14 protein-coding genes and 1 CRISPR repeat array (1 of these 15 only partly in view) are annotated in these 15420 nt (G+C 40.8%); of the genes, 12 read left to right on the top strand and 2 right to left on the bottom strand.

Annotated features, from left to right (window positions below; genetic code table 11):
• A CRISPR array of direct repeats spans positions 1 to 5; the repeat unit is 36 nt (it extends 495 nt beyond the left edge of the window).
• 145 nt (positions 6 to 150) lie between these two features.
• The gene (locus tag AC4HAN_RS03760; RefSeq protein ID WP_491091261.1) at positions 151 to 1044 is read right to left on the bottom strand and encodes an XRE family transcriptional regulator; all 894 of its coding nucleotides are present in this window, start codon (positions 1042 to 1044) and stop codon (positions 151 to 153) included.
• Between the two features lie 326 nt (positions 1045 to 1370).
• On the opposite strand from AC4HAN_RS03760, the gene AC4HAN_RS03755 reads away from it, so the two are divergent.
• The 5 genes from AC4HAN_RS03755 (at position 1371) to AC4HAN_RS03735 (ending at position 7042) form a co-directional block, all read left to right on the top strand.
• Positions 1371 to 1646 (top strand): helix-turn-helix transcriptional regulator, encoded by a 276-nt coding sequence (locus AC4HAN_RS03755; protein ID WP_491091260.1) that lies wholly within the window; start codon positions 1371 to 1373, stop codon positions 1644 to 1646.
• Positions 1647 to 1815: 169 nt separating this feature from the next.
• Entirely contained in the window at positions 1816 to 3600 is a 1785-nt protein-coding gene (locus AC4HAN_RS03750) for a GbpC/Spa domain-containing protein (RefSeq protein ID WP_491091259.1), read from the top strand.
• Between the two features lie 347 nt (positions 3601 to 3947).
• Positions 3948 to 5777, top strand: a complete 1830-nt coding sequence (lepA, locus tag AC4HAN_RS03745) for a translation elongation factor 4 (RefSeq protein ID WP_491091258.1) — start codon at positions 3948 to 3950, stop codon at positions 5775 to 5777.
• 96 nt (positions 5778 to 5873) lie between these two features.
• Positions 5874 to 6350 (top strand): GNAT family N-acetyltransferase, encoded by a 477-nt coding sequence (locus AC4HAN_RS03740; RefSeq protein ID WP_491091257.1) that lies wholly within the window; start codon positions 5874 to 5876, stop codon positions 6348 to 6350.
• A gap of 80 nt (positions 6351 to 6430) precedes the next feature.
• Positions 6431 to 7042 (top strand): DUF6287 domain-containing protein, encoded by a 612-nt coding sequence (locus tag AC4HAN_RS03735; protein WP_491091256.1) that lies wholly within the window; start codon positions 6431 to 6433, stop codon positions 7040 to 7042.
• 54 nt (positions 7043 to 7096) lie between these two features.
• Here the strand turns inward: AC4HAN_RS03735 and AC4HAN_RS03730 are convergent, their stop codons facing one another.
• Positions 7097 to 7762 carry a Pr6Pr family membrane protein gene (locus AC4HAN_RS03730; RefSeq protein WP_491091255.1) on the bottom strand — a complete coding sequence of 222 codons (666 nt, stop codon included), beginning with the start codon at positions 7760 to 7762 and terminating at the stop codon, positions 7097 to 7099.
• Between the two features lie 121 nt (positions 7763 to 7883).
• On the opposite strand from AC4HAN_RS03730, the gene AC4HAN_RS03725 reads away from it, so the two are divergent.
• The 7 genes from AC4HAN_RS03725 to nmlR all read left to right on the top strand — a co-directional run bounded on the left by AC4HAN_RS03725 (position 7884) and on the right by nmlR (position 15319).
• A complete protein-coding gene (locus AC4HAN_RS03725) occupies positions 7884 to 9056 on the top strand; it encodes an Mbeg1-like protein (protein WP_491091254.1) in 1173 nt (390 codons plus the stop codon).
• A gap of 155 nt (positions 9057 to 9211) precedes the next feature.
• Positions 9212 to 10192, top strand: coding sequence for a substrate-binding domain-containing protein (locus AC4HAN_RS03720; RefSeq protein ID WP_491091253.1), 981 nt, complete (start codon positions 9212 to 9214; stop codon positions 10190 to 10192).
• Between the two features lie 199 nt (positions 10193 to 10391).
• The gene (locus AC4HAN_RS03715) at positions 10392 to 11804 is read left to right on the top strand and encodes a PTS transporter subunit EIIC (RefSeq protein ID WP_491091252.1); all 1413 of its coding nucleotides are present in this window, start codon (positions 10392 to 10394) and stop codon (positions 11802 to 11804) included.
• Between the two features lie 3 nt (positions 11805 to 11807).
• Entirely contained in the window at positions 11808 to 12710 is a 903-nt protein-coding gene (locus AC4HAN_RS03710; RefSeq protein ID WP_491091251.1) for an alpha/beta hydrolase, read from the top strand.
• 1 nt (position 12711) lies between these two features.
• A complete protein-coding gene (locus AC4HAN_RS03705; protein ID WP_491091250.1) occupies positions 12712 to 13605 on the top strand; it encodes an alpha/beta hydrolase in 894 nt (297 codons plus the stop codon).
• A 236-nt stretch (positions 13606 to 13841) separates the two neighbouring features.
• The gene (locus AC4HAN_RS03700; RefSeq protein ID WP_491091249.1) at positions 13842 to 14885 is read left to right on the top strand and encodes a zinc-dependent alcohol dehydrogenase family protein; all 1044 of its coding nucleotides are present in this window, start codon (positions 13842 to 13844) and stop codon (positions 14883 to 14885) included.
• 41 nt (positions 14886 to 14926) lie between these two features.
• A complete protein-coding gene (gene nmlR, locus AC4HAN_RS03695) occupies positions 14927 to 15319 on the top strand; it encodes a stress response transcriptional regulator NmlR (RefSeq protein WP_491091248.1) in 393 nt (130 codons plus the stop codon).
• The last annotated feature ends 101 nt before the right edge of the window (positions 15320 to 15420 follow it).

Genomic DNA, 15420 nt, shown 5'->3' with positions numbered 1-15420 from the left:
AATGCCACAAGGAATATATTCATAATGGTTTATGTGATTTTGTGAAACCATATTTCAAGGGAAAAAAGAGAATCTGCGGATTTTCTTTTTTTATCATCAAAAAAACTGCAGCGCATATGCTGCAGTTTTGGCTGTTAAGTACAAAGTTTATCAGGTGATAACGGTGCCGATAATTTCAATGTCATCATCTTCCTGCAAAATGAGATCGTCATAATGAGGATTGAGCGAAATCAGCCTGATCTCATGGTCTTGTTTGTAGAGTTTTTTGAGATAGGCTTCATTGTTAACGATGGCAACAATAAACTGGCCGTGGTAGATCTCCTGTGTTTTCTTGACAAAGATGACTTCCCCGTTGTAAAAGAGAGGTTCCATACTGTTGCCGTTTACTCTGAGAGCGATATCGTGTTTGGGGATAGGCGCCGGATAGTTAATGGTTTCTTGTTTTTCATGACCGACCCAAATGCCGGTTCCGGCTGAGACTTCCCCGTAAAGTACAATAGACTCGTAACTGTGCCCCAAGGCCTGATAGAGGTCCTTGGCTTTTTTAATACTGTCTAAACGAACAGTATCCTGATGCTTTATTTCATCCGCAATAAATTTATCAACAATTTCCTGGTATTCAGCGCCGCCCGTATCTTTTGAAATTTGCCTGTCGACCAAGTGCTTTTGAGCAGGCAGTTCTGTGGTTTGCCTTTGTTTCGTCAGCTGCTGTTGGCTGAAATCAAGGACTTTTTGCTGTCTTTTTGCATCCAGCTGCCGAGCGGTGTAGGTAATTTTTTCGAGGACAGAAGAGCCGGATCTTTTTGAAAATCTAGGGTCAATATCAGATTTCTGCAATCCAAAATAATCAGCAATCTTTTGAATATTTCCGGCCTTTGGCAGCGTTCGCCCTTTGACGTATTCGTTGAGGCTGCTTTTGGGAATATTGAGAACAGATGCTAATTGAGATTGTTTCATGCCGCTTTCTGCCAGCAGGCGCTGAATATTGGAGGAGATCACTTTCATGTCTTCTAAATCTTGTGGCGTTAATTTTCCGCGTCCCATACTTCACCTTCTTTAGAAAAATACTATTTACATAATACCGCTTTCAATCGCAAAAGTAAATAAAAAAAGAGCAAAGGCTTGACTTTCGTTTTAAAACGAATTATAATGTTCCTATTAAAAATAGTTTTCATTGGGGCCAAGTTTTGACAATATAAAATCTTCACCTCAACATTATTTTAAAATTTCAAAATCTTCGTTTACGTCAAAACGACTGGCTGGTTTCCCTTTTTCTAAGTCGGTCCCCTTCTGAAAGTAAAGAGCGCTGCTATAACGCTGCTATTTTTGACCATGCTCCTAAAAACGGGCTGTGTGGGAATGTTGGTGAGATGAAAGGGGATGTGACAGTGGAGAAGTTGGCATTGCGAGCTCTCAGAGTGAACTATAGTTTAAGTCCTAAAGAGGTGGCTGATTGTCTGGGCATTCAACAAGAAACTCTGCTGAAATATGAAGATGATAGCTCTGATATCCCCATTCATCTGGCTAACGCTTTAGCTGATTACTACGATGTTAATCTGGATTCTGTTTTTTTAGGTCCTATATCCGATTTAAAACAGAAATTCAAAGAGAGTAAACTTGGAAAAGAGCCTAAAAACGGTAATTAGGCTCTTTTGTTCGTTAAATTTAAGGATTCTCTCATTTTTATAAGATAAGCATCAGCAGACCTTTCAGAAAATCTTAATTTATAGTCGAAATGGTTGAAATTACAGCATATCCTGTTATAATGGAGTTGTATTTTATATTTAGAATTAATACGATAAAGGAAGGCTTTTTATGAAATCGAAAACTGCTAGGATTACTTTATTAAGCGGTCTTGCTTTAGCCGCATTTGGAACTACAAATGTATTGGCAGAAGATGCAGCCGCCGGTCAAACACCTAGTACGCCTGCAAATACCAATGTCAGCAGCAACACTGCTGAGACAGTTCCTGCGGCTTCCAGCCAGCAGACACAGTCCCCGTCAGTGACGGTTACAAATACAGAAACAGCAGGCAATACGACGGTAACAACATCTGAAGTTGCTTCTCAAGAGTTAGAGGATGCAAAAGCAGCAGCGCAAAATGCCGATCTGAATCTTACGGAAACTTCTCCTGTGGAGCAGCCTTCTGTGGCAGCGGCAGATGCCGATAACAAGGCTCAGGCACAAAAAATTAATCAGGCAGTGGCTGATTATGATGCGGCCAAAACTCAGTATGCCCAGAATCAAAATCAGTACCAACAGGATTTAGCGGCTTATAATACCCAAAAGGCTGAATACGATGCCCAAAAGACAGCCTATGATGAATACCAGCAGCAGGTTTCTTCCGGTCAAGATGCCGGCAGAGTTGAGAAGGCTCAGGGACTCATTTTTGAAAACGAGCCACATGCTACCATAACTATTCATGGAGTTAACCATTATTTGAACAAAACAGCCAGAGCGGCTCATCAAACAGATGATATTCTGGAACAGTTTAATACGGATAAGTATGTGGATACCGACTTTACTTTAACCAATCCTTACGATCCCAACGAGGATACTTGGTTTAAGATGGCTGTTGGTGATACGATTGCGGTCACTTATGAAAATATTGTCAATTCAAGTTATAATAAGCAAAAAATCAGCAAGATTGTTATCACTTATAAGCTGAACAGCTCCACAAATAACGATGGAACTGCTATTGTTGAGTTGTTCCATGATCCGACCAAGACAATTTTTATCGGTGCACAGACATCTAATGCCGGCAGAGATGGTAAGATTAGTGTGACGATGCATATTACCTTCTTTGATGAAAATGGCAATGCTATTGACTTGCTTGATAACAGATCTATTATGAGTTTGTCATCGCTTAACCACTGGACGGCAGATTACGGCGATCATGTTGAGAAAGTTGAGTTAGGAAATAATGAGTTCATTCAAATTCCGGGGTCATCTATAAGCTTACATGGCAATGAGATCTACTCGATGAATGATAATCAGTATAAGAAAAACGGTGCCACTTTTGACGGTGACGGCGATGATGGCTGGGATGCGGTCAATGCAGACGGTGACCCTCGTTCTGCCACAGCTTACTACGGTGCCGGTGCCATGACTTATAAGGGTGAACCGTTCACCTTTACTGTCGGGGGCAATGATCAGGGAGTACCGACAGCTATTTGGTTTGCGACTAACTCCACAGTGGCTGTTCCTGAAAATCCGGGTGAGGAACCTAAGAAGCCCAACGAACCAAAACTGGAAAAACCGAAAGTAACTTGGCATAAAAACTTTATTGTGGAAACACAAAGCATTCCGCCGGAAGATCCGGAATCACCAACACCGGAACCGCCAATGCCGCCGACGCCTCAAACACCGCAGCCGCCAACTCCGCCAAGGGCAGAAAAAACCAGCGTTATGGCAGCTGTTAAATCAAATGATTTTAGACCGGCTCGAAAAGATGAGACACGTGTCAGAGAGCGTGAATATCAGCCAACTCTCCCTCAAACCGGAGATGATCGCCATAATAGCCTGAGTGTTATCGGTCTGGTTTCAGCGGCTTTCGCCGCAGCTACCTTGTTGGCTGCTAAAAAGCGCGAAGAGCAATAGACATGATAGAAAAAACTGAGGGATATCTATTCCTCAGTTTTTTTGTTTTTAGGACAGACATATGTGTTTTGTCCAAATCGTTTGTCTGTTTACAGGTACGGTGCACGGCCATTTTGGGGGTGGCTGATGGTGAGCGGCTAGCTAAACAGCAAAACTAGAGAGTATTCACCTGAGGTTAGCAGAAAAAAATATAGATTTCTTCTCTCTTACCCTGCTTTGAAAAAACAGCAGACCGTTAAAGGCTATCAGCTTTCCGGATGCTTGCGTCTTCCATTTAATAATCTATGGTAAGAGCCCTTCTTTTTTGTTATAATAGAGCTACTGATTAATTTTGACAAGGACAGCAAATGGATACTGAAAAACTTAAAAAACGTCAGGAGAAAATTAGAAATTTCTCGATTATCGCTCATATTGACCATGGGAAATCCACGCTGGCGGATCGTATTTTAGAAAAGACAGAAACAGTCTCTAGCCGTGAGATGCAGGCCCAGCTCTTGGACAGCATGGATCTGGAGCGTGAGCGCGGTATTACTATAAAATTAAACGCTATTGAGCTGAATTACACGGCTAAAGACGGCGAGACTTATATTTTTCACCTGATTGACACACCGGGGCATGTGGATTTTACCTATGAAGTCTCTCGCTCCTTAGCTGCCTGTGAGGGAGCGATTTTGGTGGTTGATGCTGCGCAGGGGATTGAAGCGCAGACTTTGGCTAATGTTTACTTGGCGCTGGATAATGATTTGGAAATTTTGCCGGTCATCAATAAGATTGATCTGCCGGCTGCGGATCCAGAACGTGTGCGGACTGAGATTGAAGATGTAATCGGCCTTGATGCCAGCGAAGCTGTTTTAGCCTCTGCCAAGGCGGGAATTGGTATTGAAGATATTCTTGAGCAGATTGTGGAAAAAGTTCCGGCTCCTGCGGGTGATGTTGAAGCACCGCTTAAAGCGCTGATCTTTGATTCTGTTTATGATGCTTATCGCGGTGTTATCCTGCAGATCCGTGTCATGGATGGCATGGTTAAACCTGGAGATAAGATCAAGCTGATGAGTAACGGTAAAACGTTTGATGTCACAGAGGTAGGTATCTTTACGCCTAAGGCTATAGGACGTGACTTTCTTGCAACCGGCGATGTTGGCTATGTGGCAGCTTCTATCAAAACGGTGGCAGATACACGTGTCGGCGATACCGTCACACTGGCTGACCGTCCGGCGGAGGAACCGCTCCATGGCTACAAACAGATGAATCCTATGGTTTTTGCAGGGATTTATCCGATTGACTCCAGTAAATACAATGATCTGCGGGAAGCCTTGGAAAAACTGCAGCTCAACGATGCCAGTTTGCAGTTTGAACCGGAAACCTCTCAGGCTTTGGGATTTGGTTTTCGTTGCGGTTTCTTGGGATTGCTGCACATGGACGTCATCCAAGAGCGTTTGGAACGTGAGTTTAACATTGATCTCATCATGACAGCGCCATCGGTTGTTTACCATGTCAATACGACTGACGGTGATATGCTGGAAGTATCCAACCCGTCTGAATTTCCGGATCCGACTATGGTTGATACGATTGAAGAACCTTATGTCAAAGCACAAATCATGGTGCCGCAGGAATATGTCGGCAGCGTCATGGAATTGGCACAGCGCAAGCGCGGTGATTTTGTGACCATGGATTACATTGACAATAACCGTGTCAATGTTATTTATCAGATTCCCTTGGCTGAAATTGTTTTTGATTTCTTCGATAAATTAAAATCCTCAACACGCGGCTATGCCAGCTTTGACTATGAAATTTCTGAATATCGGAAATCACAGCTGGTTAAAATGGATATTTTGCTTAACGGAGACAAGGTTGATGCGCTCAGCTTTATTGTGCACAAGGAATTTGCCTATGAACGCGGTAAATTAATTGTTGAGAAGCTGAAGAAAATTATTCCGCGGCAGCAATTCGAGGTGCCTGTTCAGGCAGCTATCGGTCAAAAAATTGTGGCTCGTTCAGACATCAAAGCTCTGCGCAAGAATGTTCTTGCCAAATGTTACGGCGGGGATGTTTCCAGAAAACGCAAACTGCTTGAAAAACAAAAGGCCGGCAAGAAACGGATGAAATCTATCGGCTCGGTTGAAGTACCGCAAGAAGCCTTCTTAAGTGTGCTTTCAATGGATGATGATGATAAGTAAGACTGAGAAATCAGCTCCAAGCTAGGCCGGTGTCTCTTGAAGACCGTTTACTGGCAGGAGGATGATTTGACGGCAAAAAGGAAAGGAAGCAGCAGTATGGCCATTAGACTAGCCCAATCAAAGGATATTCCGGCTATTGAAAAGCTCTTGCATCAGATATTTCAAGTTCATTATCAGGTGCGGCCGGATTTTTTTAAAGAAACTGAGGCAGGAAGCAAATATTCTGAAAAAGAACTGGAAGAACTCTTACAAGATGCATCCAGACCGATTTTTGTCTATACCGATGATGAGGAGCGCATTTTGGCTCACGTGTTTCTGGTGCTGAAAGAAAGTAAGGATTCTCCTGTTTCCAAGCCCATGAAGACGCTTTTTATTGATGATTTGTGTGTGTCTGAAGAAGCCAGAGGGCATAAGATTGGCCAGGAACTGTATGAATTTGCTTTACAATACGCTAAAGACAAGGGTTGTTATAATTTAACGCTCAATGTTTGGAATGACAATAAAGGAGCCTTGGCTTTTTATGAGCGTCAGGGATTAAAACCTAGGGAAACCAAAATGGAAAAAATCCTTTAAAAAACCCTAAAAAGTCTGTTTTTTTAAAGGAAATTTGTGTAAAATAAAGGCAAGAGTAATATTGAATGGGAGGGCTGATTATGCCAAGACGTCGTGCTAGCCGCAGAAAATCCAGAAGAAAAACGGTACTTAGTATCTTATTGCTGGGTTTGCTTCTTATTATCATAGGTCTGGCTGTCTATTTTATTTCTGCCAATCTTAAAGATTCGGACAAAGCTGCAGACAGCAAAACACAGACACATGTGGTCAATCCGAAGAAAGATCCGGAAGAAAAAGAGGAAACAACAACGTCTTCGCAAGCACCGGCGCCAAGCCTTGATCTAGCAGCCATTGCAGCAGGGGACTACAGTTCTGCAGCAGGCACTTGGACCAACGAAGCAGGTGACAGCCTGAAATTAAATGCAGCAGGTCTTGAAAGTGCCACTATTCAAAAGGCAACAGATTTTACACTGACTCCCGGTCAGGCTACAAACGATGCTATTTATCAGGCAACCTTGACTTCTGCTGACGGAACAGTCGTTTATAACCTCTTGTTTGTTAAGGGCGGAACAACGATTCCTGCTGACTTCTTTACGGAAGGTCACAGTGATACATCAGATACCTCCCGCGACCGTCTTTACGTCAGTGCAGAAACCCTCTTTGGAAGTGATGACTTCAGCAAGAATGTTCTTTATAAATCTGATAGCGAATAACGAAAAAGCAGAGCGACAGCTGTCTATATCTGACAGTTTTGCCGCTCCGCTTTTTTAATTTGAGGAAATGTTCATTGCCCTTTGATGCTTAACTGCTTTGTTTCCGGAACCGATAAAACATTTGAGAAACATCAGCATATAGCTGAACAAAAGATAAATAAGGGCAATGCCGAGGGCATTGATCAGGACGCTTTTGAAGCCATAGTTGGTCACATTGATAAAAAAATAGGGGAAAGGGCTGTCTGCAGAACCAGGTACCTCACATTTTACGATAAGCCCGTTAAAGAGCGCTGCCGCAAAATACACTAAAGGAAAAGCCGTCCAAGTCAGCGGGTCAAACCAGCGATAGACTTTTGGTCGATCCATAATCAAGGTATCAGCAATCATTCCCAAAGGAAGAATGTAGTGGACCAGAAAATTCCGCAGTGTGTAGTAATCATAGGCGCTCACCTTAGGAGCTAAGATAAAATGATAAACCATAAAAGTCATGACAATAATCATGGTGATGCCGCCTTTGAGGCGCAGCAGCCGATAATCAAGAGGTTTATGAGGCTCCAGCATTTCTTTGATAATGAGGTAAATAAGAAAGCTAAAAACGAAAACATTGGAGAGAGTTGTATAGTATAAAAGCATGCCCCAGCCGGACTGCATGATTTGGATAGAAACGCCAATAATACCGGACAGGGCAATAAGCATTCTAAAAACAAGTGTTTTTGACATGGACTGACCTTTCTAATGTGCTGTGTGTAAAACCTTTCTTATCATATCATATTTTCATTGACCTGTAAGCAAAAACTTTGTAGAATGAAAGTAAACAAACCAATCTTAAAGTAGGAAAACTGTGGCTAATTTTATTGATTATGTGAAAACAAATGCCGAGCGGTCCTTTGAGGATTTGCCTTTAAATGAAGTGGATATTGCCTGTTTAAATGAGCTGGGCTATCTGCCTTTGGGAGAGTGGCTGCAGCAGCCGTATTTAACCAGAGACAGCCTGTGCCTTAAAGATTATCTGGATGAAGAAATGCTGGCTCGTTTTAAGCGCGACTTTTTAGTGACCAAAGAGCGTCTGCTGCTGCTTGAGAGTGTCCTTTCCAGCCGTCGTTTTGCAGATTTGTCTCTTAGTTACTATGTCAATGAAGTCAGCCAAGAATTTGAGCGTCAGTTCGCAGCAATGGTTTTAAGTTTGCCGTCTCTCGGGCATACACAGCTGATTTTCCGGGGAACTGATGACAGCTTGATTGGCTGGCAGGAAGATTTTCGGATGACCTATATGCGTGAAATTCCTGCTCAGCGGATGGCCAGCCGTTATCTTTCTGATTTTTTAAAGGACTTTGAGGGGTCAATAGTGGTTTCCGGTCATTCTAAAGGCGGCAATCTGGCTGTTTATGCGGCCAGTCATTTGCTCAGTTCCTATCAAGAAAAGATTTCAGCTGTTTACATGCTAGATGCTCCCGGACTTCACCAAAGTGTGCTGTCTTCTTTTGGCTATGGCAATATTCAGTCAAAAATCCTGGCAATCCGTCCCAAGGAATCTATTGTTGGCGTTATGCTTACTGCCGGCGTTGATGTTAAAATTGTAGACAGTCTTTCTTTTGGCATCAATCAGCATAATGTGGCTAACTGGCAGGTTGATTTGCTGCTGGGGCGGTTCATCGAAGTCAGCCAAGGAACAGACTTCAGCCTTGCCTTGGAGAAAACCTTTAAAACTTGGAATGAGGAATTATCCAGTCAGGAGCTGAAAATCTTTTTTGACACTTTCTTTAATCTCTTTATAGATAACGGCATTGACAGTCTCAATGATTTTTCAGGCTGGAATCCGGATATTCCGCAGAAATTAGGGCATGTCATGACGGATTATTTTCAAGATCTTGATGATGACAAACGCCGCCTCATGCGCAAGTCGCTGGCTGCTTTGGTCAGCCATTTTGCAGAACATTCTTTAGAAAATACGAAAGAAAGCGTCAGCAGCCAATGGCCGGATTTCCTAAAGCATTTCCAATTACCGTTGAAGTAATTAGTGTAATTTTATTCAATAAAGTTGGCAATAAGCTATATCTGTGTTATTAGTAAGTTTGTATAGTTTTAGAGAAAATATATTGGCACTTGTAATTATTTTAGTAGTCTCGTATACTAGTAAGTAAACAAATAGTAAACAAGAGGTGACCATTAATGGCAACTATTCAAGATATTGCAAATGAAGTTGGAATTTCTAAAGCAGCAGTTTCACGCATTTTAAATCGAAAGGGTTCTTTTAGTAAGGAAACAATTGCTAAAGTTTTCAGAACAGCTAAGAATCTTGATTATATGTTGCCGAGTGAAATTCAAGCCTTTGATGAATTAGATTTTAAAATTATTGCTGCCGTTTTACCAATTAGCAATATGGTTTACTACAGCATCTTGGCTTCTTATCTGGAGGCAGCAGCATATAGTTATGGTTATAGCCTGCTGATTTGTAATTCTCTTTTTGATAAGGAAAAAGAAGAAGCGCTGTTTAAATATCTTCAGGAGCGTAAGATAAATGGTGTCATTTATGGAAGTTTTACAAATGATGTGATGATTCAAGAAAATTTACCAATCGTTACAATCGGATATCAATTATCTTCAAAAATACCAGTTGTTCGATCAGATAATTATATGGCAGGAGTGTTGGCAGCAAGGCATCTACATAGTAAGGGCTGTCGCCACTTACTTTATATTTCTGGATATCAGGTTGGAGATAAAAATGATGAGCGCTTTAAAGGTTTTTCTGACACGGCAAATCAATATGGATTGCATGTTATCCCTTATTTTACTGGAATGGATGAAAGAAAAAAGAATGTCCCTAGTGTGATATCTCAGATGTTCGTTGATCACAGCGAAGCAGACGGCGTTTTTGCAGAATCTCATTCCTTAACCACAAAATGCTTTCAAGTTGCTGCAGATTTAGGAATTTCAGTACCAAATGAGTTGAAGATTATGGGATATGGTAACTCAAGTTTGAGTGATTATACCTACCCGAAATTGTCTTATATTAAGGAAAATACAGAACAAATAGCTCAAACAGCTATATCTCAGCTTGTTGATTTAATTGAAAATGAAGCTGAACATGATAACAACCATAATAAAGTCACTATTGTTCCTGTTTCAATTGAACAAAATGGGACAACCTAAGTTTTTGAAATGAAGAGCACCTGTAAAGATTGTGTACATAATTTTTACAGGTGTTTATTTTATTGCTGCTTTCGGAAAAATTAAAGTTTCAATAAACTAGTTGACTAAATAAGTAAAAAAAGTTTACTATATAAATGTAAGCGCAACCATTGCTTATGATTTGCAAATCATTCTTTAAAAACTATCAAGGAGTGTTATTATGGTAACAAGAGATTATCAACAACTTGCTAAACAAATTATTGAAGCAGTAGGCGGTAAGCAAAATATTAAGCAAGTTTTGCACTGTGCAACAAGGCTTCGTTTTAATTTTTATCACAATGATATTGCTGCCGATGAAATTGAAAAGATAGATGGTGTACTAGGGACTATGAAAGTTGGTGAGCAGTTTCAAGTGGTTATTGGAACTGATGTTGAAAAAGTATTTGAAGAAATAGCAAAAGTAATGGATCTTGATGGTAGTAATCTTGAAGATTACTATGTTGATGCTGATCAAGAAAAACAAAAACTGTCTCTAAAAGTGATCGTCTCAAATATCTTAGACGTCCTGTCTGGAACCATGGGACCTGTTATTCCTGCTATTGTGGCTTGTGCTTTCTTTAAAATGGCCGTTGCCATTTTGGGACCAGATATGCTAAAAATTCTTTCCACTGAAAGTAACGTTTATACAGTTTTATCGTTTGTTGGTGATGCTGGATTCTATTTTTTCCCAGTAATTGTTGGATATACAGCTGCTAAAAAATTTAATACTACACCTACTTTGGGGATTTTGATGGGAGCCATATTAATTCACCCAACATTGCTTCAAATTGTTACAAAAGGTAAACCTTTTGATGTTTTTGGCATTCCAATGTATTTATCAAATTATAGCAGCACAATTATTCCTGCCATTTTATCTGTATGGGTAATGAGTTATGTTGAAGCTTTTTTTAATAAGCATATTTCGCAATCAATCAGGAGTGTTTTTGCACCCGCTTTGACATTGCTTGTAATGGTTCCTCTATCACTATGTTTACTGGCCCCAGCAGGTGCATTTTTAGGGAATTATATTGTTCATGGTTTATTTGCGCTGGAAGGTTATGTTGGATTTTTAGGAATTGCAGTTATTGCAGCTTTATATCCGATTTTAGTCATGACTGGAATGCACATGGTCTTGATTATAACGCTTTTCCAAATTTTTGCAACTAAAGGCTGGGATGGTTTTGCAGCTCCTGCTTTGTGTTATGCTAGCTTTTCAGTAATGGGTGTGGGTATTGGAGCTTTCTTTAGACTAAAAAATAAAGAGCAAAAATCATTAGCAGCAAGCTACGCTATTACTGCCTTAGTTGCAGGAACGTCTGAGCCTACAATTTACGGTATTTGTACAAGATATAAAAAACCGTTTATTGGCTTGATGGCCGGAGGCTTTGTTGGAGGCTTATATGGCGGTTTAACCAAGGTTATTTCTGCAACATTGGTACCTTCATCAAGTGTAACAGCTTTATTTGCGTTTTTAGGAAAATCGTCTGCTAATATTACTAATGGAACCATTGCTTCCATTATTGCATTGGTTGTAGCGGCATTGGTAACTTACTTCTTTGGATTTGATAAAAATGATTCTGATGTTAAAGGGTAAAATATGTTACATGAGAAAATTTATTTCGATGGAGAAAAAACAGCTTTTTTAGAAGTGTATGCTCTAGATGCTGAAATTTCATATCAGACTAGTCGAAGAAGACCTGCAATGATTATTTGTCCTGGTGGTGCTTATCTTATCTCAGCTATTAAAGAAGGAGAAGCAGTGGCATCTCAATTTCTTTCTCAAGGGTTCTCCTGTTTTGTTTTGAGATATTCAACGTTTTTGCGTGATAGAGAAAGTTTGTTTCTTGCTTCTCCAAATATTAATGAAAAAGCCTACTATCCTAGACAGATTGTAGAATTACTAGAATCTATTCATCTTATCAGAGAAAATGCAGATAGATGGAATATAGATACTGATTTAATATTTGCTACTGGCTTTTCTGCAGGTGCTCACATCGTAGGAATGGCTGCAACAAGATGGAACGATAGATATTTTTCTAATTTATTGTCATTTGTTCCTAAGAAAGATGAATTACAATTAGCTGGATGTATTTTATGCTATCCCATGTTAACTGGACCGATAGCTTCCCATCCAAATGAAGCTCTCCAAAAACAGACATTATTAATGGAGCGCTGTCTTTATGGGCATAAAAATCCTTCTCTATCTGAAAGAGAGAATTTAGAGTTAATTCGTGCTGTATCACCTCTGACGATTCCAACTTTTGTTTGGCATACAACAGGGGATGATGTGACAGATGCAAAAGTGACAACAGCATTTGTTGCTCGTTTACAAGAAATAGGAATTGAAACTGAGTATCATCTTTTTAGCGGTGGGAAGCATGGCTTGGCTGCAGCAAATGAGCTTTATGCAAAAACAAATGAAGACATTAACCAAAGAATTGCTTTGTGGCTTCCCTTAGCCTTTAATTGGTTAAAATTTAGAATAGAAAGTAAAAGCTAGGATGAGAAAAGAAGATTTAAGTATTTTTGAATATCGAATGGGAAAAGAAATTAAATATACTGACTTAATCAAAAAAGAACGCTTGTTAGGCCGCGCGGAAAAAGTTTCTTATTTTACAAAAGAGTGTGGCTATGTAGATGGTTATATTTACAGACCTTCTAATTATGACGGGAAGGATCGATTACCAATTGTCTTTAATTTTCATGGCGGAGGTATGGTACTGGCTTATTGTGAACAAGATGGTAAATATTGCCAATCTATTGCTGATGACATCCAAGCAGCGGTTATTAATGTTGACTATCCAGTAGCTCCTGAATATAAATACCCCTTGCCTATTCTTGCATCTTATCAATTCACCGTGGCCATGAAACGAGATGCTGAAAAATACCATCTCAATCCAAATAATATTGCTGTGATGGGACATAGTGCTGGTGGTTATATTTCCGCAGCATTGTGTATTCTAGATGCTGAAAACCCCACTTTGTTCTTTAAAGCTTTGATTGCTGATTACGCTGTATTGAGGCAAGATAAAAATCCTATGTTTAGAAAGGTTATTGATACGAATAAAGCAATCTCAGTATCAAGAATGCAGCAGTATTATAACTGGTACTTTAATCCCGAGGATAATCCATCGGAATGGCTAGCCTCCCCTTGCAATGCACCTGGCGAAATTTTCCCTTCAGCGCTAATTATTTCGGCAGAATATGATTCTTTAGCAGAAGAAGAAAAAGAATTTTATAATAATCTTATTTCTTCGGGAATTAAAGCTGAGTATAAAGTATTTCCAGAATGTATGCATGGTTTTACACACGATTGCTTTAGCGAATACAATGAACAACAGGCAACAAAAGCTTGGAATGATATGAAAAATTTTTTAAAGAAAAAACTATTTTAATTTAAGAATATAAAAAACTAGAAATATTGTTTTTGTCTGCATTGACAAGTTATCTGTAATTTTGTTGTAGTAGCTTATTGTAGTTATATTTCACTGCTTCAGGGAGAAATTTGTTTCCCTGAAGTTTTTTCTTGCCTTGAAGTTCACTCCAAGGTGTATAATGATAGGTGTCAGCGGGTGAGTCTGAGCAAATCAGCACGGATGCCCGGCTAAGATTAAGGAAAGAAGGAATGTAGATGAAAGTAGCGACATTTATTGAACCGGGGGAAATGACTGTGACTGAGGCAACCAAGCCTGAACTGCAAAAAGATACGGATGCTATTATTAAAATTGTACGTGCCTGTGTGTGCGGGTCTGATTTGTGGTGGTTCCGCGGTATTTCCCAGCGTGAAAAGGGCTCGTTTACCGGCCACGAGGCTATCGGAATTGTCCAAGAGGTTGGTGCTGCTGTGACAGACATAAAGGCTGGGGACTTCGTTGTTGTTCCTTTCACACACGGCTGCGGGCACTGTGCGGCGTGCCGGGCCGGCTTTGACGGCAACTGTACCAACAAAGAACAGGGCGGCAATGCAGGCTATCAGGGAGAGTATTTGCGCTATACCAATGCCAACTGGGCTCTGGTCAAAATTCCGGGTCAGCCTTCCGACTATTCTGATGAGCAGCTGAATTCTTTTTTAACGCTTGCAGATGTGATGGCCACTGGCTATCATGCGGCTAAGACAGCAGAAGTGAAAGCAGGCGATACAGTTGTTGTTATGGGAGACGGTGCTGTCGGCCTTTGCGGAGTTATCGGTGCTAAGCTGTTGGGTGCCGGCCGTATTATTGCCATGAGCCGCCATGCCGATCGTCAGGCTCTGGCTGAGGAATTTGGTGCGACAGACATTGTGGCAGAGCGCGGCGATGAAGGTGTGGCAAGGGTTCTTGAGTTGACCGAAGGCAATGGAGCTGACGCTGTTCTTGAATGCGTCGGAACAGATCAGTCTGTTGATACAGCCACAAAAATCTGCCGTCCGGGTGCCATTATCGGCCGTGTCGGTGTACCGCACAATTCGGAGATTGCTACCAATGACTTGTTTTGGAAGAATATCGGGCTGCGCGGCGGTATAGCATCTGTGACAACCTATGATAAGGAAATTCTTTTGGATGCTGTTTTAAATGGTGATATCCACCCCGGCCGCGTCTTTACCAAGCGTTTCCGGCTGGATGATATCCAAGCAGCCTATGAAGCGATGGATAAGCGTGAGGCTGTCAAATCTTTGATTGTTGTCAGTGAAAGCTAGCTCTTAAGCTCTGCTATGTTTTAAAAAATCAAGGAGAGACAATGAATATAAAAAAAGTCAGTGAACTGACAGGCGTGTCTGCAGATACCATTCGCTATTACGAGCGGATTGGTCTGATTCCGCCTGTGCCGCGCCAGAAGTCAGGTGTCCGGAATTTTACAGAACATGAAATCGGTATTTTGGAGTTTGTCCGCTGCTTTCGTAAGGCCGGTATGAGCGTGGAGTCGCTTATTGAGTATATTGCCTTATTGGAAAAAGGGGAAGGTACCGAAGAGGCTCGCTTGGCTTTGCTTGTAGAGCAGCGTGAAGAAATGGATGCTCGGATTTATGAACTCAATCAGGCTCGTGAGCGTCTGAATTATAAAATCGAAAACTATGAAAATAAAATTCAAAAGCGAGAGCATGAATTGTTCGATGAAAGTGAAGAAAACTGATGGAATATATTAGCTTATCAAACGGCGTGCAAATGCCGATTCTTGGCTTTGATCTCTATCAAGTTCCTGATTTGGCAGAGATTCTTTGTTTGCACCAAAGT

The sequence above is a fragment of the Streptococcus sp. ELY_86 genome (assembly GCF_058314495.1).
The sequence above is the reverse complement of the archived record's forward strand: the minus strand, read 5'-3'. Positions and strand labels throughout refer to the sequence as shown.

Excerpts from the sequence above, each read along its gene's own strand:
- AC4HAN_RS03705 (WP_491091250.1), top strand. The coding sequence starts at position 12,712 with ATGAGAAAAGAAGATTTAAGTATTTTTGAATATCGAATGGGAAAAGAA.
- AC4HAN_RS03700 (WP_491091249.1), top strand. The coding sequence starts at position 13,842 with ATGAAAGTAGCGACATTTATTGAACCGGGGGAAATGACTGTGACTGAG.
- AC4HAN_RS03730 (WP_491091255.1), bottom strand. The coding sequence starts at position 7,762 with ATGTCAAAAACACTTGTTTTTAGAATGCTTATTGCCCTGTCCGGTATT.
- AC4HAN_RS03715 (WP_491091252.1), top strand. The coding sequence starts at position 10,392 with ATGGTAACAAGAGATTATCAACAACTTGCTAAACAAATTATTGAAGCA.
- AC4HAN_RS03760 (WP_491091261.1), bottom strand. The coding sequence starts at position 1,044 with ATGGGACGCGGAAAATTAACGCCACAAGATTTAGAAGACATGAAAGTG.
- AC4HAN_RS03740 (WP_491091257.1), top strand. The coding sequence starts at position 5,874 with ATGGCCATTAGACTAGCCCAATCAAAGGATATTCCGGCTATTGAAAAG.
- AC4HAN_RS03750 (WP_491091259.1), top strand. The coding sequence starts at position 1,816 with ATGAAATCGAAAACTGCTAGGATTACTTTATTAAGCGGTCTTGCTTTA.
- AC4HAN_RS03755 (WP_491091260.1), top strand. The coding sequence starts at position 1,371 with ATGAAAGGGGATGTGACAGTGGAGAAGTTGGCATTGCGAGCTCTCAGA.
- AC4HAN_RS03735 (WP_491091256.1), top strand. The coding sequence starts at position 6,431 with ATGCCAAGACGTCGTGCTAGCCGCAGAAAATCCAGAAGAAAAACGGTA.
- lepA (WP_491091258.1), top strand. The coding sequence starts at position 3,948 with ATGGATACTGAAAAACTTAAAAAACGTCAGGAGAAAATTAGAAATTTC.
- nmlR (WP_491091248.1), top strand. The coding sequence starts at position 14,927 with ATGAATATAAAAAAAGTCAGTGAACTGACAGGCGTGTCTGCAGATACC.
- AC4HAN_RS03710 (WP_491091251.1), top strand. The coding sequence starts at position 11,808 with ATGTTACATGAGAAAATTTATTTCGATGGAGAAAAAACAGCTTTTTTA.
- AC4HAN_RS03720 (WP_491091253.1), top strand. The coding sequence starts at position 9,212 with ATGGCAACTATTCAAGATATTGCAAATGAAGTTGGAATTTCTAAAGCA.